Genomic DNA, 19,675 nt, shown 5'->3' on the forward strand with positions numbered 1-19,675 from the left:
CGAGCCTGCGCCAAGGTGAAGAACAAATCAGCGGTTCCCTAAGCCGGACGAGCCGGAACCAAACAGGTATTACGATAGAAGCCTGACGAATGACCGAGGAGGCGATCATGTTGGCGATGGCTCTGGCGGAACGATACGCGACGAACATGCATGGCGTGCTTTCGTGCTTTGACCGGATCATTATCACCGGCACGCTGCCTGGTGCGTGCTACGCGGCAGGAATGACGAGTTATTTGTACACGCACGGAATTCGGGTATTCGACTACCCGCGATTTGCCGAGCCGCTGCGAGATCGCATTCGTGAGCGTGCGCAGGAGGTGTGTCTGGCGGCGGGTATTGAAATCGAGCACGTCAGCAAAAGCCATATTCGCAAGGAAGAGTTGGTCGCGCGAGTGCTCGCCGGTCGCGGCGACGCACCGGGTTTGGTGCATGTGCTCTCGGCCATGGAAGCCTGTCCGAGCTACAAACCGTGGCATGACAAAGGCAGTGGCAAGACTTACCTGCGCCCCGATCAAGGCAAGTGCCTGCACTACTACTTCTATTTCATCGACGAGGAACTGGGGTTGTGCTACCTGCGTGTGCCGACGTGGGCACCGTTCGGGTTGCAGTTCTACTGTAATGGTCACAGCGCTCTGGCAAGAACTCTGACGCGAGAAAGGATCGACTTCCTCCAGCAGGACAACGCCTTCCTGCGTGTCGCCGACATCGCGCAGGCGCAGGCGCTGGCGGATGCGTTCAGTCCCGACGTACTTCACCCGCGACTGGATCGCTATGCGCAGTGGTTGTGCCCAGTGCTTGACGTCTTTGGATCCTCGTATCACTGGAGCTTGCGCCAAGTCGAATACTCCACCGACCTGATGTTTCGCAGTGAGCAGATATTGGTTCCACTGTATGACGCCATTTCGCGCCAAGCGGTCTTGGCCGCCAACGCAGAACGCGTCTCCAGCTTTCTGGGCAAGAAGGTCACGCCACAACTGGCCCAGGAGATCGGTTCCCGGTTGTCCACCCGTATCGAGGGGCGCTGCATCAAGCACACCATGGGCGCCGCTGGCGTCAAGGTGTATGACAAATTCTCCCGCGTACTGCGGGTCGAAACGACCGTCAATGACGTGAGTTTCTTCAAACACCACCGCAAGGTGGAACACAAGGACAGGCACGCCACCCGAGAATTGGCGCCCCTGAAGAAGACAATCTATAGCCTGATCGACCTGCGCGACATCCTGCTCGGCTGCAACCAACGTTACCTGGCGTTCCTCTCCAGCCTCGATGACCCCAGTGCCGGCGAGCGTGACTTGGAGCGATTGAGCATGCCACGGTTGGGGGCGGCTCCCGGTGTCAAAGGGTGAACTTCTTTGATCCTGCCGAGAAAGCCTTGCTGCAAACCATGCAACGCGGCGAGTTCAACATTCACGGTTGGCGTCGTGCCGATCTTCTCAGCTATCTGAAGCTCACTCCGTCCGCCATGTCGCGCCAACTTGCCCGACTGCGTACGCTCGGCTTGATCAAGAAAGTCACTCATACCTATCGCTACTACCTCACTCGATTGGGACGTTCAGTCGTCGCTGCGGCCTGCTCATTGACCCGCTTCAACATAGTGCCAACCATGGCTTGCGCATCCTGAATTCTTCTCATGATTTGTGATGATTGAACTGGTTAGTGACTAAACTGCTTGACGATGCGTGCTCGCCGCGACGCCACGGAGCATTGCCGAACTGTTCGACCAGAAAATCGACCATAACGCGAATTTTCGGCGACAGATTGCGGCCACTCGGATAAGTCGCGTACAGCGGCACCGGCGCGACATGGTGCCAGTCGCGCAGGATCGGGACCAGCTCGCCACGCTGGATGGCATCGCCGACGATCACATCGGTTAGGCGCGTAATGCCGACCCCGGCCACCGCCAGTTGGAGAACGGCTTCCGCATTGTTGGCAACGACATTGCCGCCGATATGGACGACGCGGATACCCTCGTCGGTGGCGAACGGCCAGCGCCGCAGGACCGGCAGGCGGGTGATCCACAGGCAGTTGTGCTGTTGCAGGTCATCTGGCGTGCGCGGCGTTCCGTGTCGCGCCAGGTAGGACGGCGCGGCGCAGATGACGCGTTCGAGGTTGCAGATGCGGCGCGCCACCAGCGACGACTCTTCGAGCGGGCCGCTGCGGATCGCCAGATCGATACCCTCCATCGCCGCCGGCAGTGGCTCGTCGCTGATCGTGATTTCGAGCTCAACCGCCGGGTGCTGTTCGAGAAACAGCGGAATCGCCGGCGCCAGCTGGTGCATGCCGAATGCCGACCCGCAGTGCAGGCGCAATAGCCCCTGCGGGCGCACACCGGCCTGAAGCACCTCGGCCTCGGCCTCATCCATTTCCGCCAGGATGCGCCGCGACCGCATGTAGAAGGCCTCGCCCTCGGGGGTAAGGTGCAGACGCCGCGTCGTTCTCTGCAGCAGGCGCGCACCGAGCCGATCCTCGAGACGGGTCACCAGTTTGGAGAGAGCGGAGGGCGTCAGGCCCATCTCGCGCGCGGCAGCCGAGAACCCGCCGGTATCGACCGAGCGAACAAAGGCGGTCATTTCTGCCGAACGATCCATACCGCTGATTATGGACCAAAATTCACAAATGTTTTGCCAAAATCCTGGATTGTTAGGTGCACTGAAGGCAATTAAAGTTTGCTTGTGCCATGTTGCACTGAACTGAATGGAGTAAATGATGCACCCGATCGACATTCCCGCCATCGAACGCCAGGCTCGCGTGCTTCGCGCCGCGGAAATTCAGCGTATGAACGGCCTGTTTGCCGAACGTACCGGACTACTCACGAGACTCGCCATGATGAGTACCCTTGACGGCGCGCGCGCCATCAGTGAAACACTTCGCCCCCTGTTCTCATGGAATCCCCAAGAGAGTTCGGCACCGCTGTCGGCGAGTTTCGCGTCCGCAGCCAGTCGCCTCAACGACGCCGCACGCTCGCTCTTTTCCTGGAACCCGCAGGACCGTCGCTTCTGAAAGGCAGGCTGCGACAAAGCACGGGGGTCTGACACACGAGACTCCAGCGGATGATAGACTTCTGTCCGGAAGAAGTTCATTCACCGTTTTGAGGAGACAACCATGAAGGACCCGAACCAAGACTTAGGTATGCTGGCCGTAATAATCAAGCGCCTCGAAACCCAGCGCCTGCCACGAGCACTGGCCCTCAAGGAAAAGGTTGACAGCGGTGAACGCCTCGACGATTTTGATCTCGCTTTTCTGGAGGAAGTCCTCACCGACTCTCAGGAAATCGAGCCATTGATCGAACGACATCCTGAACACCAGGAAATCGCGGGCAAGGTGGTGGGGCTCTACAAGGAAATAACCGAAAAGGCTCTGGCCAACGAGCAGACCGGCGACAAGGCCTGATCACAAACCCGGCCCGGCCGGTATTCACATCACCGGCATTTCCAGGAGTTCTACAGCGCGCGTTCGGACGTGTCGGACCAGAAGCAGCAAGCAGATGACTCGGAACACGAAACCGGCATCGAACACTCAGGCGAAATAGGCGGAGTCCGCCTTCCGGATGGCCGGCATGGCCTCATCAGGAGGATCCTCCCACGTCAGCGCATGGCGGCGAGTGGGTTTGTCATTCAAGAAGCCTGGCCGTTGTCGCCCGTTCACAGCACATAGAACAGAATGGCGATGAAATGCATCAGGCTGCCGGCGATAACGAACAGGTGCCAGATTCCGTGCCAATGGCGGAAGCGCTCGTCGAAGACAAAGAATATGATCCCCACCGTGTACAACACACCACCCGCCGCCAGCCAGATGAAGCCGGCGGCGCCTAGGCTGGCCAGCAAGGGGTTGACCGCCACGAGAACGATCCAGCCCATGACCGCGTAGATGACCAGCGACATGACCCGTGCTTCCGAACGCGGCTTGATTTCCTGCAGCATGCCGATCAGCGCCAGCGTCCACACTATGCCGAACAGCGACCAGCCCCACGGCCCGCGCAGCGTTATCAGGCAGAACGGCGTATAGCTGCCGGCGATCAGCAGGTAGATCGACAGGTGGTCGAGCTTGCGCATCACCCGTTTGGCCCGTCCGCGCACACTGTGATAGATGGTCGAAATGCTGTAAAGCAGAACCAGCGTCGTGCCATAAACGGCGATGGCGAAAATCTTCAGCCAGTCGCCGCTGGCCGCAGCAAGCACCAGCAGCCAGACCGCGCCACCCAGAGCCAGCAAGGCACCGACCAGATGGGTCCAGGCGTTGAATTTTTCTCCGTGGTACATGCGCTGCCGATCGTCCTCTCGTTTCTGCCCTGCCCCGCCACGAAGCATTCCGGCGGACAACCGAAACCATCGATGTTTACGGAGTCAATGGTCCGACCAGGTAGCTTACATCAAGGATCAGCGCACCAAGCGCCAAAGCTTACTGCATCAGAACAATCGCATGAATACCAACTTCGTGCGCCGCCTGAAATAGTCGTTCACAATCAGCGAGTTGCCAAAGGCGCCGTATGATATATTATGGCCGGCCTTGGGGGGGTAGCTCAGCTGGGAGAGCGCCGCGTTCGCAATGCGGAGGTCGGGAGTTCGATCCTCCTCCTCTCCACCAACAACAAGTTTTTTGAAGTCCAAAGAAGGCCAGAAACTCCAATAAAATCAAGGGTTCTGGCCTTTTTTACGTCCATAGTAGTCCCATATAGGCTATTGCAATCCACGCAAAACAGCAGTAACTTTGACAGTAACTGACCAATTCCAGAAATGAGTTACTGTCATGGCGCTATCCGATACGACCATCCGCAAGGCGAAGCCAACCGATAAGCCGGTAAGACTCTCTGACGATGGCGGGCTTTATCTCTTGCTCAACACCAACGGCTCAAAGTGGTGGAGGTTCGACTATCGCTATGCCGGAAAGCGCAAAACGCTATCGATGGGCGTCTACCCTGACGTCGGGCTGAAGGATGCCCGCGAACGTCGGGACGTTGCCCGCAAGTTGCTGGCCAATGACATTGACCCCGGCGAGAACCGGAAGGTGCAGAAGTCGGCAAAAGTGGAGCGGGCTGCAAACTCCTTTGAGGTCATCGCCCGCGAGTGGTTTGCAAAGATGCGCCCGACGTGGGCAGCGAGCCATGCCGACAAGATCATCGCACGCCTGGAAAATGATGTATTCCCCTGGCTTGGCGGCAAGGCCATTGCCGAGATTACCGCCCCCGACGTGCTGTCTGTCATTCGCAGAATCGACGAGCGCGGAACACTCGACACGGCGCACCGGGCAAAGAGCAATATCAGCCAAGTGATGCGCTACGCCATCGCCACCGGCAAAGCAGAGCGCGACCCTTGCCCTGATCTACGTGGCGCGCTTCCACCACTGCGCCATGAGAACTTTGCAGCCATCACCGACCCGGTACAGGTTGCCGAGCTTCTGAGGGCCATAGACGGCTTCAGGGGCACGTTCGTAGTCAAGTCGGCGCTGCTCCTAGCCCCGTTGTTGTTCGTGCGTCCTGGCGAGCTACGCAAGGCGGAATGGGCAGGGTTTGACTTCGACAAAGCCGAGTGGCGCTATCTGGTGACAAAGACAAAAACGGAACACCTTGTGCCACTCGCATCGCAATCGGTGGCGACCCTGAAAGAGCTACATGCCCTGACCGGACACGGGCGTTACGTCTTCCCCGGACGCGATCCGCAGAAGCCCATGAGCGAAGCCGCCGTGAACGCCGCCCTGCGTCGAATGGGATATGACACGAAAACGGAAATCACCGGGCACGGCTTCCGGGCGATGGCGCGGACGATTCTGCACGAAGAGTTGCACCAGAAACCGGAAGTGATCGAGCACCAGCTTGCACATAGCGTTTCCGATGCTCTTGGCACGGCATACAACCGCACCAAGTTCCTGAAAGAGCGCAAGGCCATGATGCAGTTGTGGGCTGACTATCTCGACAAACTGAAGGTGGGGGCGGAAGTCATACCGCTGCACGGAAACGTAGCGTAACGAGTTTGCCGCGCCTAGCTCGAAGGAGCGAAGACCGGGTGCCCTTACCCGGCTGGCGTGGCTTCTGAATTGAGGGCGGAGCGTGAAAGGGACGCTATGGAACAGTTAGACTACTGGCGGTTATGCGATGAATTAAGCATTGACCAAGCTGCACATCTAATAATCGGAATGGTTCCAGGCGAAGTTGAAGCAATGGCCGCAAACGGAAGCGAGTTACTGCCGAGGGCGCAAGCCGAGTACATAACCAACCTTGAGGCCGCCCAGACCGCTATAAAATCTGCACTTCGGCGTAACTTGATAAAGGGCAATATATTTGCTGAGTGTGACCACGACTTTCCAATCGAGGGTACTGTGAGCCTTGATTCAAGAGTCGAGGTTGAATCGCTGCGGAAATGGTTATTTAGCAGAGGGATAACTGCCGGATTTTTCTTTCCGAATGGAACGAACGCCCCTGATTACCTTGATCCTAATAATTCACGGTACGCTCCAAAATTAGCGGCAGCGGTACGGGCGTGGCAGGTAGTTACCGATCTGAACGGCAAGACACCGAAACAGGCTCTTGCGAAATGGCTAAGGGAGCATGCAGCAGAGTTCGGCATGACTGATGACGAGGGGAAGCCGAACGAAACCGGAATAGAGGAGACGGCGAAGGTTGCAAACTGGCAGCCTAGCGGCGGAGCACCCAAGACACCCGGCGAATAACCTACCCACCCAAGAAATCCTTGCCAATGCAGGGTTTTCAGATCAATTCCACATTGAACCCATCCACCCTGCCTCAGAAAACCTACCCACCCAACCGCCATTTTTAAGGGTGAGTTATCCGAACCCGCCCGGCTATTTTGGGCGCGCTCTGATCTATTTAATACGGCCATGTTAAACAACGCCCAAGAGGTGCAAACATGGCAAACACCATCCAGCAAGCAACAACGCTTCCCCCAGAAGGCTACGCACGCCTTCCACAAATCCTAGCCGCTTTTCCTGTTTCCCGTTCAACGTGGTGGGCAGGCGTTAAGTCTGGACGCTTTCCAAAACCTGTAAAGCTCGGCCCTCGCACAACCGCATGGCGCGTGTCTGACATTCGCGCCCTGATTGCCGGATAAGGGGGCGATCATGGAAAAAGAAAAAGGCCACCCGAAGGCAGCCCCTAAAACACTCACCTCGCATTATGCCGACATTTCCGCTGCTGCTCAACGCAAACGCCTGCTCGATGCCCTGCGCTGTGGCCCGATAACGACAATCGAGGCCCGGCGTAATCTGGACATCCTGATGCCTGCGGCTCGCGTCCATGAACTGAAGCACCGGCACGGGTACAACATTCAGACCTTGCGAACGAGACAGGAAACGGACTGCGGCAAGCTGCACAGCATCGCGCAATACGTTCTACTGACGGGAGCGTAAATCATGGCGAACGATGAATGGCTGGAAAGCCTCTACGCGCTCGCCTATCGCTTTCAAGGGCTTGGTGTAGTACCTGACCTTGCGGCGCTTTCAATCTGCGAAGCATGGGGCGTCTACTGCTTCCTGCGGCGCATCGCGGAGGGTTAAGGCCATGTCGCAGAATCGACCGCCCCCGGCATTTCAGGAATACGCGGCAAGCATGATGGCACGCACCGACTACCGCATTCTCAACCTGGCCCAGCGCGGCCTGCTGATGACGATGCGCCTGGAGTGCTGGGTGAATATCCGGCTGCCGTTGGATGCTGAGACCCTTGGGAGAATCTTGGGGTTTTCTGGTGACGACGTGAAGAAGGCACTACCCGCGATCATGCCGTTTTTTGTCATCGAGAATGGCTTCCTGATCTGCCCGGAGCTTGAAGATTACCGCGCTCATTTGCAGGCGATTCACGACAAGAAAGCCGAAGGTGGAAAACGTGGTGCAGCAATCACCAATCGCAAGCGTAACCCGCCTGAAAAGCCCGTGGCACAAGGGCTTGACGATGACTCGGGTATCCCGCGGGTATCTCGCGGCTCCTTAGTTAAGTCAAGTTCAGTTCAACCCAGTAAAACCCAGCCATCAATAGAAGGTTCTGTTCCTGCTCAAGATGGTTGGCTTACTGACTATGAACGAGCCAGCAATGGTTACTGATGGATGGATGCCGGAAACGGATATGAACGGAGAACATGGAACATGAGTGCAACGAAACCACGAAGCAAAACACCGGCTGCGGCGAAGGCCAAAAATCCTGGCTCGGATAACTTGGCGGTCAAGGCTGAGTCTGCCGAAGAAAAGGAAATGTACACGGCAAAACTCGCTTGCTCGCCGGCAGTGCGCGGCGCCGTCACTACGGAGGCTTTCAGCAAGTCCTATGGCGAGACGAATCTCAATGCCTTGATTCACCTGTTAAGCGACGAAAACAAAAAGGTCAGAAGCGGCGACCTGTCACGCACCGATAGTCTGCTGATGACCCAGGCGAATACTCTGGACGCCATATTCAACGAATTGGCACGCCGTGCAGCATCGAACATGGGCGAGTACATGGATGCCTTCGAGCGGTACCTGCGGCTCGCGCTGAAGGCGCAGAGCCAATGTCGGGCAACTCTGGAAACGCTGGCGGCGATCAAGAACCCGCCCGTGATCTACGCCAAGCAGGCGAACATCGCCCACGGGCCGCAGCAGGTGAATAACGGTACCCTGCCCGCCCCCGCAGGCGAGAAAAACGCAATCGAGCCAAACAAACTTTTGGAGCAACAACATGAGCAACGGCTGGACAGCGGAACGCAGGGCACGACAATCGGCGCTGATTCGGCAATGGCGACCGTGGGATAAGTCGACCGGGCCGAAGTCGGACGCAGGTAAGGCGAAGGTGGCACGGAACCCCGACAAAGGCGGTACGCGGCCCATGCTCCGGGAACTGGTGAAGGTGCTGCGAGAGCAAGTCGAGACGTTGAAGCGCATCGAGTAGAAAGTCGGCGCTGGCGAGACGGAGAACTGTCAGATCAAGTTGCAACTTCTACACCTCATTTCATTTGGCTACCTACCTCGACATGTGCTCGCATCAACGGCGTACTGCATAACGAATTGGTTGGTTGAGTCGAAGTACTGGTAGTCAAAAGAAACACCGTTGTTAAGCGCCCTCAACGTGTCTGGATTTGTACACGCGGCATTCACGCTGTTGTTGTAGTACTCCGCTTTCAAACCGTTCACGTTTCCAATTGCCGATTTTGGTTTTGTGAAACTATAGCGGTTCATCAGAATCTTGCCGACTGCCGCTATGTTCGTAGCCTGTACATTTTCGCTCACCATCATGGGAAGACTCTTTCTTGTTTGATCCGCGATTTTTTTGAGCTGTGTTTCTATGGAGTCGGCTGCCCACGCGGGATGAGCGCAGTTTAAAAGCAACAACGCACAAATTATTCGTCCTAAAAACGCATTCATCCTCTCCTCCTTTGAGGCCAAACGCCTGACATAATTGGCGCTCCGCGACTTCATCGCGCAGCGTCCCTTGGAACAATGACTTGGGCGTCGCGTACTACTCGCCAATGTGGTGCCACTGATCCTCCGGCAGCCCACGCAAGAACATATTGACCTCTTCAAGGCAGCCGTGAGAAGCAGCCCACTCAATGTGCTCGCGCAGGCGGAGCATTTTTGACATGGCAGGAGTGTCCCACCATGCGGCGAGTATGAGTGGAAGGGACGGCTCCCGGCCTGCTCCACTGAGCTTTTTGTCAGGCAGCATGTCGAAGAGTTGCAGCCATCTTTGCGGCTGTGGGCAAACCCGTTTGTTTTTTTGAACTTCGGCCAATACTTGTTCGAGACTAGTATATCGTTCCATCAATATAATTACGTATTATGCGATTTCAAGGTCGAATTTCTTCCAGCGAAAGACAACTGGGGTGGCGTTCATTTCATCGATACCTTTCAGGATGCGCGCTTTGAGTTCATGAATCGAGGCGACGCGGATATGGCGGAGGAAGGTCCGGGCCATTTTCGAGAAAGCGCATTCGATCAAGTTGAGCCAAGAACCATGCTTGGGTGTATGAACATACTCGAAACGTCCGGGTCGCGTCGCCAAGTAAGCCATCGTCTCTTTCGAGATGTGGGCCGAGTGATTGTCGAGGACGACACGGATAATGGCCTCCGGCGGGTAGTACGCATCGATTGAACGGAGCAAACCGATGAATTCGCAGCTGCGGTGCCGGTCTTCGACTTGGGCAAACACATGGCCGGCGTGCAAGTCGATGCCGGCCAGGATCGATACGGTTCCATGGCGGACGTACTCGTAATCCCGACTCACCGTCGGCGCTTTGCCGGGAACCGGTGGCCGGTCAGGCGCCGTCAAGCCAATCGCTTGAACGCCGGGCTTTTCATCGACACTGACCGTGTAAATCGGGTTCGGCCGTCCATCATGAACGGCGCCTTCGGTGTAGAGGGAAACGTCCCGGTGGACCATCAGCACCTCATGCATCTTCCGGTCGAAGTCGGGATCCCGTTTCTCCAGGTAGTAGGTGATCTTGTGGGGTTTGAGTTGGTTTGCATCAAGAATCCGCCAGACCGTGCTCTTGCCCGCACCGGCAAGCCGTGGGAAGCCCGATGCCGCTGCCTGTTTGGCCACATGGCGGGCCAGCGCCGAGATGCTCCACAACTCCGCAGCCAGTCCAAGCTCCCTTGGTTTGGTGCACGCTACGCTGACCACCCAAGCCTTGGCCTCCTCAGTAATCTCCGGGGCGTGAGGCCGGTGGTAGGTATCCTTCAATCCGGCTTGAATGCCCGCCGCAAGTGCCTTGTCGATGCATTTGTAGATCATCGGCCGGCTGACGCCCAGCTGCCGCTGAATCTCGGTGATCGATACGCCCTGCGCGTATTTGAGCAGCACGCCGGCACGCTCCACTTCGCGCAACGGCGCCGTTCGCGACGCCGCCAATTCAGACAACCTGGACCTCTGCTCGTCTGTCAGCAACAGTGCTGCTCGCCCGCTTGTCCGTCCCATGATCACCTCCACGTCAAATGCTAAGACAATCATGGCAATTAACGGCACGTTTGTAAATATATTAATGGAACGTACTACTAGTCATGTCGGATATTCGCTTGGGCGAACCTGTTCCACGCTTGCTCCCCCAGAACAAGCACCATCAGTGATAACAACCTTGCCATTTGGCATCCGGCACTTGATCGCGTCGGCGTGGGCTGATTCTGATAGTGTGACAAGCGTGAGAAGTAACAACAGACTGGCTTTCATAAATCCCCCTCTGTGGCTCACATTATGCTCTAAGATTTGCATGGGCAATCGAAAATGGGAGATGGCAATGTTTGGGGTTTATTTTGGCGAGCTAATCATTCAAGCCCTTCCTGCAGCCGTACTCGCCTATGGTTTCGCTTTGCTGATTTACCGGCTAAAGGATGGGCAGATACCCGAAATTCCCAAGGCGTCCCATGCATTTGGATGTGCGGTCGCGCTTCTCGGGGGTGCGCTTTTTCGCATTGTTGCCATGAATACTTCTGCGGGGGTTGGCGCATTATTCCTCAAGACAAATGAGGCCATGGCCTTCTACCTCCTCATAGTCCCGGCATGCGTGGCTGTCATCTATCTGCATTTCGCCAAGAAATCAGCCAGCAAGTTTGCGGAGGAAACCCTGCCGTCAGTGACGGAGACTTCTATAGATGATCAGGTGTTTCTTCGGGTAGCGCGGGAGTTAGCTGCGAACCAGAAGGATGAGGCACTATGGATGAAAGCCTTCGCCCTTGAAAACGGGGATACGGCGAAGACCAAGGCCCATTACGTTCGGTTGCGGGTTGAGAAGTTACAGGGTGCAGCCCAGCGCCCGCCCCTTTCACAACAGCAGCAACCAAGTGCCACGGTATCAAAATCAATACTGGCACTTCCCAACCTGCTGATAGGCGCCCTGTACGTAGTCAGTGTTTTTGCAATGTCATCGAAGTACGGGTTCTCGATGACCGCTTTTGCCAGAAGTCTCGGTGTATGCGCTATTCCAGCCCTGGTGGCGTTCGCTTGGACTATGCGCAGGGATGACGCGCAGCGACTCAAGACCGCCTCTTATGTTGTAACGGGGTTGTTTTTTGCCATCGCTATCATGTCGCAGCTACAGGTTGCGAAGGAAAAAGCGGCACAAGCTTCTGTAGCTTCACCGGTAGCGCCTACGGAACAGCGTTCTTCTCCACCCGTTGATTGGTCACAATTCACCCCCGCCGGGACGGAGAAAAAAACTGGAGCGTTCGACGACCTAATACCAGCCGGGACGGAGAAAAAAACTGGAGCGTTCGACGACCTAATTGATCAGGCTCGAATCATGCGTGATGCCGGCGTTGGTGGAACACAAAGTGAGCCAGACGTTCGCGCATGGGGGGAAGGAAGGCTAGTCGCTCTTTTACGCAAATTAGATGACTATCCAAAGGCAATGAATGGTGTTGAGAATTGGAGGTATCTATTGGTTTCCAAAGCAGGATGGCCAGATGGATACGCGCTTTTCTTGGGGTTTATGTACCAAATAGCTGACATCAACGATGGCAAGATATGCCGCCCGGATTTATCTAGGCATGACGGCCTTTTAGTTAAAGGCCAAGGAAAAGGATTTACACTTTTCCGTGAATGCTATGAATTGACTCCCTAGAAATATTTGTTTTTCAACTTGGAAGCCATCACCCCCTTCGTATGCACCTAATTCTTCGAGTTCTTCTTGTTACGTCACTGGCAAGCCTCAGCACATCTGCATTTTCCGCTTGGATCAAGTTCGCAGAGAATGACCGTTTGATTGCGTACTACGAGCCGGTTACATCGAACAATGCCGAGGGTTTGCTCGTATGGGTAATGTACGACTACAAATCCGAGCAGCATTCAGAGCGCAGCGGCCGTCGATACGCCTCTCAGAAGGGGCAACAAGAAGTCGATTGCATCGGCGAAAAAAGTCGAACCGTATTCTTCACTTGGCACGCAGGCAGAATGGGTGACGGCCCCGTGGTGTACACAGGATCGAACCCTCTACCTTGGGAGCCAAACTCTCCAAATAGTCTTGCAAGAGCCTTGTCTTTGGCGGTCTGTTCGAGAATGTAGGAATTAAAATTGTCAGATATTTGAATTTCTGGACACGGTGAATCTACGGCGAACTATAGAGGCAGCAGCAATCGGCTGGGGGCATATTTGGGGGCATATCAGGAATTGCAAAAACACAGATCATTGCAGCACAATCGATTCTGCGGTTAGTTCGATTCCCATCGCCGACCGACGTCGATCAGACCCGCCCCCGAGGCGGGGTTTTCTTTTTCAGAAGGGCAGCATCGCACGGATGACAGTAACTTTGGCGGTAACTTGAAAATGTAAAAATCACAGATCGTTGCAGCGCAATCGATTCGGCGGTTAGTTCGATAGACCTCCTCCCACCAAAATTCAACGCCCAACCCTTCCCAGTGTCCCGCGAAGCAAAACCTTGCCGCTTTGGCAAGAATATGATTCCAATTAAGTGGGGCAAGGATAGAATGGCACTTACTTAAGCCCCAACATACTGATGTAATTGATAAAGCAGGCTGAATCGACGCGTGATAAGTTGGAGTCGCCAAACACCCGACTGTCACCCGAGGAATCAGCCCCAATGCATGCTACTCACAAAGCCATCACCCGGCAACGTCACGCGATTTCGGCGAAGGCCAACAGCGTAGATGCCCACGCGTTTTTCGATCTATTGACTGGGCCGGAACTCTTCGATGCCGTGGAGTTGGCCTTGCCGCCGCACCGAGAGCGACTGTTTCCGCCCACTGAAACGCTATCGATGTTTTTGGCGCAAGCCCTCAGCGCCGACCGCTCCTGCCAACGCGCCGTCAATGAAGGGGCGATCAAGCGCCTGATCGCCGGACTCACGCCCTGCAGCACCCATACCGGCGCCTACTGCCGGGCTCGCCAACGCGTGCCGACGTCGATGGTCAGTACCTTGACCCATCAGACCGGGCAATGGCTAACGGCCCATGCCCCGGCGGCATGGCACTGGCGGGGGCGTCCGGTACGATTGGTGGATGGGGCCACGGTGATCATGCCCGATACTGACGCCAATCAGGCCGACTTCCCGCAGCCCGGTAGCCAGAAGGCTGGATTGGGATTCCCGCAATGCCGGATCGTCGGCCTGATCTGCCTGGGCAGCGGTGCTGTGCTCAATGCCGCGATCAGCGCCTGTCGCGGCAAAGGCAGCGACGAGCAGTCCTTGCTGCGCCGCCAGATCGACACCTTGGTGCGCGGCGATGTGCTGGTGGGCGATGCGTTCTTTGCCACCTACTTCCTGCTCTGCGCGCTGATCGAGCGAGGGGTTGATGCCGTCTTTGAACAACACGGATCACGCCAACGCACCACCGATTTTTGCCTCGGCCAGCGACTGGGGGAGCGTGACCACCTGCTGGTTTTATCCAAACCAGGCATCAAGCCAGACTGGATGTCTCAGGAGGATTACGCGCAGGCACCGGCCAGTGTCACGGTTCGCGAGCTTCGGGCGGGGGGCAAGACACTCGTCACGACCTTTCTGTGTCCAAAGCAAACATCCAAGGAGGCCATCAAACGCCTGTATCGGGATCGCTGGCATGTTGAACTTGATCTGCGCAACATCAAGACCACCTTGGGCATGGAGCAACTGGGCTGCCAAACGCCAGCCATGGCCGTGAAGGAAATCTGGGTCTATCTGCTCGCCTACAATTTGATCCGCTTGATGATGGCTCAAGCGGCGCTACAAAGCGGCCTCTTGCCCCGTCAGTTGAGCTTCAAGCATGCCGTGCAAGTCTGGCTCGCCTGGGCGCCTCATGCCTATCATGGTGGCATCGCACACCCCAGCCAACTCTTCGCCCTCATTGCCCAGCAAACCGTCGGCAATCGCCCAGGCCGCATCGAGCCTCGTGCCCTCAAGCGACGCCGCAATGCCTACCCATTATTGATGAGACCACGCCCTATGGCACGGGAGGATATCCAGCGCCATGGGCACCCAAAAAAGCTTAAGTAAGTGCCATTCGGGCAAGGATACGCTTCCAAGCTTTATATGAAAAAGCCGAGACTGTGAATGCAGCCTCGACTTTTCCTATTGGGCCGGCACCCCAGCCTTTTTTTGCCGCTTCGCCTTTTCCTTTGGTGGATTGCTTGCAGCCAGTCGTTTGATCAATTCTGTCGCCGGCTCGTCGGCCGGGTCTTGCGGCACGAGTTCGCCGCGAAAAACCTTGGCGAGTAGGGCTGGCGTTAGCTGTCCAGCCTGCTGGCGAGCGGTGGCGAGACGAGGTTCAAGGCGGTCGGCGAGGTGAACAGCTGTTCGACACGGCGGACTATTTCGTATTGTTCGTCTATTGGGGGGTAGTGGAACTAGGAATGTTTTATTAACTAGTGACAAGTCGATCCGTAAGCAAGGATTGAGTCCCTAAACTGCTGTAAATCGGGTGGCAGGTAGCCACCGCTTCGATTCGGTAAACTGACGTTGCGAGACGATCGATAACCGAAGGAGAGAAGCGATGACTGGGTATGAGGTTAGCGTAGGAACGGACTTGCTGCCAGGGCTTTTAAACGGGCAGGACGGGCTGGCGAAACTGGTGGAAGCGGTGCTCAATCAAGTACTGGAGGCGCAGGTGACGGAAACGCTGGGGGCGACGCGGCACGAGCGCACGGACGAACGGGCCGGCTATCGCAACGGCTACCGGCCACGCACCCTTTACACGCGGGTTGGGCCGGTGACGCTGCTGGTGCCGCAGACGCGGGACGGCAGCTTTTCGACGGACATCTTCAAGCGCTACCAGCGGAGCGAGCAGGCCTTCGTTCTGGCGCTCATGGAAATGGTCGTGCACGGTGTCTCGACGCGCAAGGTCTCGGCGATCACCGAAGAGCTGTGCGGCGCCAGCTTCTCCAAATCGACGGTGAGCGCACTGTGCGCCGGACTGGAACCGCGGGTCAGCGCGTTCAACGAACGGCGGCTGGACGGCGAGTATCCCTTCGTGCTGGTCGATGCCCTGTTCATCAAGAGTCGGCAAGAAGATCGTGTGGTTTCGCGTGCCGTGCTGACCGTCTCAGGCATCCGCTCCGATGGCTTCCGGGAGATTCTGGGCGTGCGGATCGGCGACACCGAGAGCTTCGCCACCTGGGACGAGACCTTCCGCTGGCTCAGAGGGCGCGGCCTCAAGGGCACGCAGTTCATCATCTCGGACGACCACGGCGGCCTGCGTGAAGCGGCAGCGCGGCACTTTCAGGGGGCCAGCTGGCAACGCTGTCAGGTGCATCTGATGCGCAACATTCTGGGCCAATGCAACACCCGCCACCGCGCCGAGGTGGCAGCTGCCGTCAAGCTCGTGCTGCAGGCGCCCGATTTGGTCGAGGCCAAGCGCCGCCTGGCGGAATTCACCGAGCGCTTCGCCAAGAGCGCCCCCAAAGCGGTGGCCTGCCTCGAAGCAGGATTCGAGGATGCCATGGCGGTAATGGTCTTGCCCGAGAAGTATCGCAAGCGGCTACGCACAACGAACATGCAGGAGCGGCTCAACGAGGAAATTCGCCGGCGGGAGCGCGTGATCCGCATCTTCCCCAACGACGAGTCAGCCTTGCGCCTGATCGGCGCTCTGCTGGCCGAACAGAACGAGGCTTGGCAGGAACGGAAGTACCTCGACATGGATGAATTCAAGGAGTGGGCGGCTTCCCGCGCCGCAGCTAGCGAGGGCAACAACGTTGTTGCCCTCGCTAGCTGAAAACCATTCGTCATTCATCGGATCGAAGAGTATTTACAGCAGATTTTGGACTTGACTTAAGCAAGGCTGCGCCCAAATCTAAAGTGCATCACTTTCCGGGAGGTAATGCGTTGCGATGGGAAGGAAATACGAACACCTGAGTCGTGAAGAGCGCACGATGATCCAGTTGGGGCTTGAGCAGAGCTGCACGCCAAGTTCGATCAGTCGTGAATTGAACCGCAACGGCTGGAGCAATCCGGCCACAGCACCCAGGAAACGCGGGCGTCCGTTGGTCGCAGGCGGCTATCGAGTGCCGCTCGCGCAGCAGCGCGCCAGTACGTTGGCGAGGACCGCACGTTTGTCCCTCTCGGCTGGCCCAGGACGGTCCGCTCTGGGCGCATGTCGAACGCCTGCTGCGCGCCCAAGGCGAAGATCGCCAGGGCCAGATTCCTGATATGACCAGCATCCATCTGCGCCCACCGGATATCGATAAGCGCTTCATTCCAGGCCACTGGGAGGGCGATCTGATCAAGGGAGCACGCAATGCCTCGTCCATCGGCACGCTGGTCGAGCGGACCACGCTCTTCGTCACCTTGGTCAAAATGGCAAACGCAACCGCCGAAACGGCGGCCGCTGCCTTTGGCGCTGTCCTCAATCGGATCGATGCGCAACGACGTCTTTCCCTGACCTACGAGCAAGGGCGTGAGATGGCGCAGCATGCGCGGCTTTCCGAAATCACCGGCGTTGCCGTGTATTTCACCGATCCGCACAGCCCTTGGCAGCGCGGCATCAATGAGAATACCAATAGCCTACTTCGCCAGTATTTCCCCAAGAGTTCCGATCTCTCTGGATTCTCTCAGGCCGAACTCGATGCCGTTGCCTGGCAACTCAATACGCGACCTCGAAAGAGCCTCAACTTTCGCTGCCCCACTGAACTATTTATGCCAGAATCCTTCGACTTCTTTGCGCATCATTATCAGCTTGTTGCACTTCGAACTTGAAACCGCCCACCAATAGAAATCAGCAGGAGGCCCGTTTATGTCTGACGCGAACAGTTATCTACTCCCAAAAATCTGGGTCTGGAATAAGGCCAATGGTGGCCAGTTTGCGAACATCAACCGGCCCATCGCCGGGTCAACCCATGAGCACGCGCTGCCCCGTGGCAAGCACCCGCTACAGCTGCATTCGCTGGCTACGCCCAATGGTGTCAAAGTTACGATCATGCTGGAAGAGTTGCTGGCACTCGGTCAGACCGGCGCTGAATACGATGCCTGGCTAATCCGAATCAACGAGGGAGATCAGTTCGGTAGCGGCTTTATCGAGGTTAACCCCAATTCCAAGATTCCAGCGCTACTGGACTGCAGCGGCCCGAAACCCGTAAGGGTGTTTGAATCGGGATCGATTCTTCTCTATCTGGCCGAGAAATTTGGGGCCTTTGTGCCTACCGAACCGGCCCGACGCGCCGAATGCCTGTCGTGGTTGTTTTGGCAGATGGGCAGTACGCCTTTTCTGGGTGGTGGCTTCGGCCACTTCTACGCTTATGCGCCAACAAAAATCGAATACGCGATTGACCGCTTTGCCATGGAGGTCAAACGCCAGATGGATGTGCTCAACCGACGGCTAGCCGAAAGCCCCTACGTCGGTGGAGATGAGTACTCGATCGCCGACATGGCCATTTGGCCATGGTACGGAGCCTTGGCCAAAGGTCAGCTGTACGAGGCGGGTGAGTTTCTACAGGTAAACGAGTACACCCACGTGATTCGCTGGGCTGATGAAATTGGTCAGCGCCCGGCAGTGCAACGGGGCCGCATGGTCAACCGGGTGACGGGACCGCTGGAAAGCCAACTGCAGGAGCGCCACGATGCGAGAGACTTCGAGATCAGCACACAAGACAAACTGCAGGCCGGGTCATGATCCCACGCGGCGACTGAGTAACAGTGCCCAGTTCCCGTAGCAAATGCAACCTGTCGATCGAAAAGTTAATTCCCAAATTCGAACGGAGCCATGATGCCCGCACACTCTCTTGAAGATCGCGCAATGGGGGCCTTGATGGGTGGCTTCATTGGTGATGCCCTCGCGCTTGGCCCTCATTGGTACTACGACCTGGATCGACTTCATGCCGATTATGGAGCGTGGATCAACGACTACAGCACACCCAAACCGGGGCGCTATCATGCCGACATGAAGGCAGGGCAACTGTCACAATCAGGATTCCTGCTGCGCCTGACCGTGCAGTCACTGGTCGATTGCGGCAGCTACGATGAAGCCGACTTTTGCCGTCGTATGGACACGGAATTCTTCCCGCTGCTTGACGGGACACCGATGAACGGACCAGGTGGCTACACCAGCCAGTCAATCCGGGAGGCGTGGCGCAAGCGGGTTGGCGCCGGATTGCCGTGGGGGCAGGTGGCAGGAAACGCCGATACCACCGAAGCCGCTGAGCGCATTCTCGCCATCGCTATCCGTTACGCGATGCAGCCGGCTGAACTCGCGTTGGCCATCACCCGCAATACGCTGCTGACGCAGACAGATGGCACGGTAGTCGCAATGACCGTCGCCTTCGGCGCGCTACTTGGCATGCTGGTTGAAGGGCAGCCCTTCGATTCAAGCATCTCGGGCAAACTGATGGCACGGGTCAATTCGGGGGAACTGCCATTCCACGCGGTCACCAGTGGCAATTTGCAAGCACCGCAACCAGATCAGGCGGAAGCACCAACTGCCGGTCGTTTTCCTTCGCCGGACGCCCTGCTTAGCCAATCCTCGATTGCCCTCGCAGCGCTCGATCCCGATATTCGTATTGAGCCCGCCTGGAAGGTTTCTCTTGTGTATGGCATGCCCTGTGCTGTCTATCATCAGTTTCCAGCCGCTTACTATCTTGCTGCCCGGTTTCATGATGACTTCGAGTCTGCTGTGCTCCATGCGGTCAATGGTGGCGGTCAGAATCAGGCCCGCGCCATTCTGGCCGGCGCCCTTACCGGAGCTCAAACCGGACTCTCGGGGATTCCTCAGCGCTTCCTTAGTGGCCTGGAGAATAGTGGCGAGTTGCTGGATTTGGCAGGGCGACTGGCTAAACAGATTATTCACTAGCCAGTC

At 57.0% G+C, this 19,675-nt stretch carries 21 protein-coding genes, 1 tRNA gene and 1 pseudogene; 18 read left to right on the top strand and 5 right to left on the bottom strand.

Annotated features, from left to right (window positions below):
- Window positions 1-89: 89 nt before the first annotated feature.
- On the top strand, window positions 90-1,346 hold the full coding sequence (locus IPP03_10420) for a MarR family transcriptional regulator (protein MBL0353044.1): 1,257 nt from the start codon (window positions 90-92) through the stop codon (window positions 1,344-1,346).
- On the top strand, window positions 1,343-1,621 hold the full coding sequence (locus IPP03_10425; GenBank protein ID MBL0353045.1) for an ArsR family transcriptional regulator: 279 nt from the start codon (window positions 1,343-1,345) through the stop codon (window positions 1,619-1,621). The genes IPP03_10420 and IPP03_10425 overlap by 4 nt, the downstream gene beginning before the upstream one ends.
- 7 nt (window positions 1,622-1,628) lie before the next feature.
- On the opposite strand, the gene IPP03_10430 is transcribed toward IPP03_10425, so the two are convergent.
- A complete protein-coding gene (locus tag IPP03_10430; GenBank protein ID MBL0353046.1) occupies window positions 1,629-2,588 on the bottom strand; it encodes a LysR family transcriptional regulator in 960 nt (319 codons plus the stop codon).
- Between the two features lie 118 nt (window positions 2,589-2,706).
- Here IPP03_10430 and IPP03_10435 point away from each other — a divergent pair, with 118 nt between their 5' ends.
- Both IPP03_10435 and IPP03_10440 read left to right on the top strand, forming a co-directional pair.
- Window positions 2,707-3,000, top strand: a complete 294-nt coding sequence (locus tag IPP03_10435) for a hypothetical protein (GenBank protein ID MBL0353047.1) — start codon at window positions 2,707-2,709, stop codon at window positions 2,998-3,000.
- A 102-nt stretch (window positions 3,001-3,102) separates the two neighbouring features.
- Window positions 3,103-3,390 carry a hypothetical protein gene (locus tag IPP03_10440; GenBank protein ID MBL0353048.1) on the top strand — a complete coding sequence of 96 codons (288 nt, stop codon included), beginning with the start codon at window positions 3,103-3,105 and terminating at the stop codon, window positions 3,388-3,390.
- A 251-nt stretch (window positions 3,391-3,641) separates the two neighbouring features.
- On the opposite strand, the gene IPP03_10445 is transcribed toward IPP03_10440, so the two are convergent.
- Window positions 3,642-4,259, bottom strand: coding sequence for a hemolysin III family protein (locus tag IPP03_10445; protein MBL0353049.1), 618 nt, complete (start codon window positions 4,257-4,259; stop codon window positions 3,642-3,644).
- Window positions 4,260-4,508: 249 nt separating this feature from the next.
- On the opposite strand from IPP03_10445, the gene IPP03_10450 reads away from it, so the two are divergent.
- The 8 genes from IPP03_10450 to IPP03_10485 all read left to right on the top strand — a co-directional run bounded on the left by IPP03_10450 (window position 4,509) and on the right by IPP03_10485 (window position 8,728).
- Window positions 4,509-4,584, top strand: a tRNA-Ala gene (locus IPP03_10450).
- A gap of 162 nt (window positions 4,585-4,746) precedes the next feature.
- Entirely contained in the window at window positions 4,747-5,961 is a 1,215-nt protein-coding gene (locus IPP03_10455; GenBank protein ID MBL0353050.1) for an integrase arm-type DNA-binding domain-containing protein, read from the top strand.
- A 96-nt stretch (window positions 5,962-6,057) separates the two neighbouring features.
- Window positions 6,058-6,663: a hypothetical protein gene (locus IPP03_10460; GenBank protein MBL0353051.1), complete on the top strand. Its 606-nt coding sequence runs from the start codon at window positions 6,058-6,060 to the stop codon at window positions 6,661-6,663.
- A 197-nt stretch (window positions 6,664-6,860) separates the two neighbouring features.
- The gene (locus IPP03_10465) at window positions 6,861-7,061 is read left to right on the top strand and encodes an AlpA family phage regulatory protein (GenBank protein MBL0353052.1); all 201 of its coding nucleotides are present in this window, start codon (window positions 6,861-6,863) and stop codon (window positions 7,059-7,061) included.
- Between the two features lie 10 nt (window positions 7,062-7,071).
- The gene (locus IPP03_10470) at window positions 7,072-7,359 is read left to right on the top strand and encodes a helix-turn-helix domain-containing protein (GenBank protein MBL0353053.1); all 288 of its coding nucleotides are present in this window, start codon (window positions 7,072-7,074) and stop codon (window positions 7,357-7,359) included.
- 3 nt (window positions 7,360-7,362) lie between these two features.
- Window positions 7,363-7,506, top strand: coding sequence for a hypothetical protein (locus tag IPP03_10475; GenBank protein MBL0353054.1), 144 nt, complete (start codon window positions 7,363-7,365; stop codon window positions 7,504-7,506).
- Window positions 7,507-7,510: 4 nt separating this feature from the next.
- Window positions 7,511-8,047, top strand: a complete 537-nt coding sequence (locus IPP03_10480) for a hypothetical protein (protein ID MBL0353055.1) — start codon at window positions 7,511-7,513, stop codon at window positions 8,045-8,047.
- 42 nt (window positions 8,048-8,089) lie between these two features.
- A complete protein-coding gene (locus tag IPP03_10485; GenBank protein ID MBL0353056.1) occupies window positions 8,090-8,728 on the top strand; it encodes a hypothetical protein in 639 nt (212 codons plus the stop codon).
- Window positions 8,729-8,932: 204 nt separating this feature from the next.
- Here IPP03_10485 and IPP03_10490 read toward each other — a convergent pair whose 3' ends face one another.
- The 3 genes from IPP03_10490 to IPP03_10500 all read right to left on the bottom strand — a co-directional run bounded on the left by IPP03_10490 (window position 8,933) and on the right by IPP03_10500 (window position 10,889).
- Window positions 8,933-9,337: a hypothetical protein gene (locus tag IPP03_10490; GenBank protein MBL0353057.1), complete on the bottom strand. Its 405-nt coding sequence runs from the start codon at window positions 9,335-9,337 to the stop codon at window positions 8,933-8,935.
- A gap of 94 nt (window positions 9,338-9,431) precedes the next feature.
- The gene (locus IPP03_10495; protein ID MBL0353058.1) at window positions 9,432-9,704 is read right to left on the bottom strand and encodes a hypothetical protein; all 273 of its coding nucleotides are present in this window, start codon (window positions 9,702-9,704) and stop codon (window positions 9,432-9,434) included.
- A gap of 45 nt (window positions 9,705-9,749) precedes the next feature.
- Entirely contained in the window at window positions 9,750-10,889 is a 1,140-nt protein-coding gene (locus tag IPP03_10500; GenBank protein MBL0353059.1) for an IS630 family transposase, read from the bottom strand.
- A gap of 289 nt (window positions 10,890-11,178) precedes the next feature.
- Between IPP03_10500 and IPP03_10505 the strand changes: the two genes are divergently transcribed.
- The 6 genes and pseudogenes from IPP03_10505 to IPP03_10530 all read left to right on the top strand — a co-directional run bounded on the left by IPP03_10505 (window position 11,179) and on the right by IPP03_10530 (window position 19,669).
- Entirely contained in the window at window positions 11,179-12,528 is a 1,350-nt protein-coding gene (locus tag IPP03_10505; protein ID MBL0353060.1) for a hypothetical protein, read from the top strand.
- Window positions 12,529-13,503: 975 nt separating this feature from the next.
- Window positions 13,504-14,889 (top strand): IS4 family transposase, encoded by a 1,386-nt coding sequence (locus tag IPP03_10510; GenBank protein MBL0353061.1) that lies wholly within the window; start codon window positions 13,504-13,506, stop codon window positions 14,887-14,889.
- A 496-nt stretch (window positions 14,890-15,385) separates the two neighbouring features.
- Window positions 15,386-16,603, top strand: coding sequence for an IS256 family transposase (locus tag IPP03_10515; protein MBL0353062.1), 1,218 nt, complete (start codon window positions 15,386-15,388; stop codon window positions 16,601-16,603).
- Window positions 16,604-16,718: 115 nt separating this feature from the next.
- Window positions 16,719-17,583: pseudogene (locus IPP03_10520) on the top strand (IS30 family transposase).
- 37 nt (window positions 17,584-17,620) lie between these two features.
- The gene (yghU, locus tag IPP03_10525; protein MBL0353063.1) at window positions 17,621-18,496 is read left to right on the top strand and encodes a glutathione-dependent disulfide-bond oxidoreductase; all 876 of its coding nucleotides are present in this window, start codon (window positions 17,621-17,623) and stop codon (window positions 18,494-18,496) included.
- Window positions 18,497-18,589: 93 nt separating this feature from the next.
- Window positions 18,590-19,669 carry an ADP-ribosylglycohydrolase family protein gene (locus IPP03_10530; protein MBL0353064.1) on the top strand — a complete coding sequence of 360 codons (1,080 nt, stop codon included), beginning with the start codon at window positions 18,590-18,592 and terminating at the stop codon, window positions 19,667-19,669.
- Window positions 19,670-19,675 lie beyond the last annotated feature (6 nt).

It is taken from the genome of Candidatus Dechloromonas phosphoritropha, from assembly GCA_016722705.1.
Taxonomy (GTDB): Bacteria; Pseudomonadota; Gammaproteobacteria; order Burkholderiales; family Rhodocyclaceae; genus Azonexus; species Azonexus phosphoritrophus.

What these genes read in the sequence shown, in the direction of transcription:
- IPP03_10420 (MBL0353044.1), top strand. Translation starts at nt 90, where the DNA reads ATGACCGAGGAGGCGATCATGTTGGCGATGGCTCTGGCGGAACGATAC.
- IPP03_10430 (MBL0353046.1), bottom strand. Translation starts at nt 2,588, where the DNA reads ATGGATCGTTCGGCAGAAATGACCGCCTTTGTTCGCTCGGTCGATACC.
- IPP03_10435 (MBL0353047.1), top strand. Translation starts at nt 2,707, where the DNA reads ATGCACCCGATCGACATTCCCGCCATCGAACGCCAGGCTCGCGTGCTT.
- IPP03_10440 (MBL0353048.1), top strand. Translation starts at nt 3,103, where the DNA reads ATGAAGGACCCGAACCAAGACTTAGGTATGCTGGCCGTAATAATCAAG.
- IPP03_10445 (MBL0353049.1), bottom strand. Translation starts at nt 4,259, where the DNA reads ATGTACCACGGAGAAAAATTCAACGCCTGGACCCATCTGGTCGGTGCC.
- IPP03_10455 (MBL0353050.1), top strand. Translation starts at nt 4,747, where the DNA reads ATGGCGCTATCCGATACGACCATCCGCAAGGCGAAGCCAACCGATAAG.
- IPP03_10460 (MBL0353051.1), top strand. Translation starts at nt 6,058, where the DNA reads ATGGAACAGTTAGACTACTGGCGGTTATGCGATGAATTAAGCATTGAC.
- IPP03_10465 (MBL0353052.1), top strand. Translation starts at nt 6,861, where the DNA reads ATGGCAAACACCATCCAGCAAGCAACAACGCTTCCCCCAGAAGGCTAC.
- IPP03_10470 (MBL0353053.1), top strand. Translation starts at nt 7,072, where the DNA reads ATGGAAAAAGAAAAAGGCCACCCGAAGGCAGCCCCTAAAACACTCACC.
- IPP03_10475 (MBL0353054.1), top strand. Translation starts at nt 7,363, where the DNA reads ATGGCGAACGATGAATGGCTGGAAAGCCTCTACGCGCTCGCCTATCGC.
- IPP03_10480 (MBL0353055.1), top strand. Translation starts at nt 7,511, where the DNA reads ATGTCGCAGAATCGACCGCCCCCGGCATTTCAGGAATACGCGGCAAGC.
- IPP03_10485 (MBL0353056.1), top strand. Translation starts at nt 8,090, where the DNA reads ATGAGTGCAACGAAACCACGAAGCAAAACACCGGCTGCGGCGAAGGCC.
- IPP03_10490 (MBL0353057.1), bottom strand. Translation starts at nt 9,337, where the DNA reads ATGAATGCGTTTTTAGGACGAATAATTTGTGCGTTGTTGCTTTTAAAC.
- IPP03_10500 (MBL0353059.1), bottom strand. Translation starts at nt 10,889, where the DNA reads ATGGGACGGACAAGCGGGCGAGCAGCACTGTTGCTGACAGACGAGCAG.
- IPP03_10505 (MBL0353060.1), top strand. Translation starts at nt 11,179, where the DNA reads ATGGGCAATCGAAAATGGGAGATGGCAATGTTTGGGGTTTATTTTGGC.
- IPP03_10510 (MBL0353061.1), top strand. Translation starts at nt 13,504, where the DNA reads ATGCATGCTACTCACAAAGCCATCACCCGGCAACGTCACGCGATTTCG.
- IPP03_10515 (MBL0353062.1), top strand. Translation starts at nt 15,386, where the DNA reads ATGACTGGGTATGAGGTTAGCGTAGGAACGGACTTGCTGCCAGGGCTT.
- yghU (MBL0353063.1), top strand. Translation starts at nt 17,621, where the DNA reads ATGTCTGACGCGAACAGTTATCTACTCCCAAAAATCTGGGTCTGGAAT.
- IPP03_10530 (MBL0353064.1), top strand. Translation starts at nt 18,590, where the DNA reads ATGCCCGCACACTCTCTTGAAGATCGCGCAATGGGGGCCTTGATGGGT.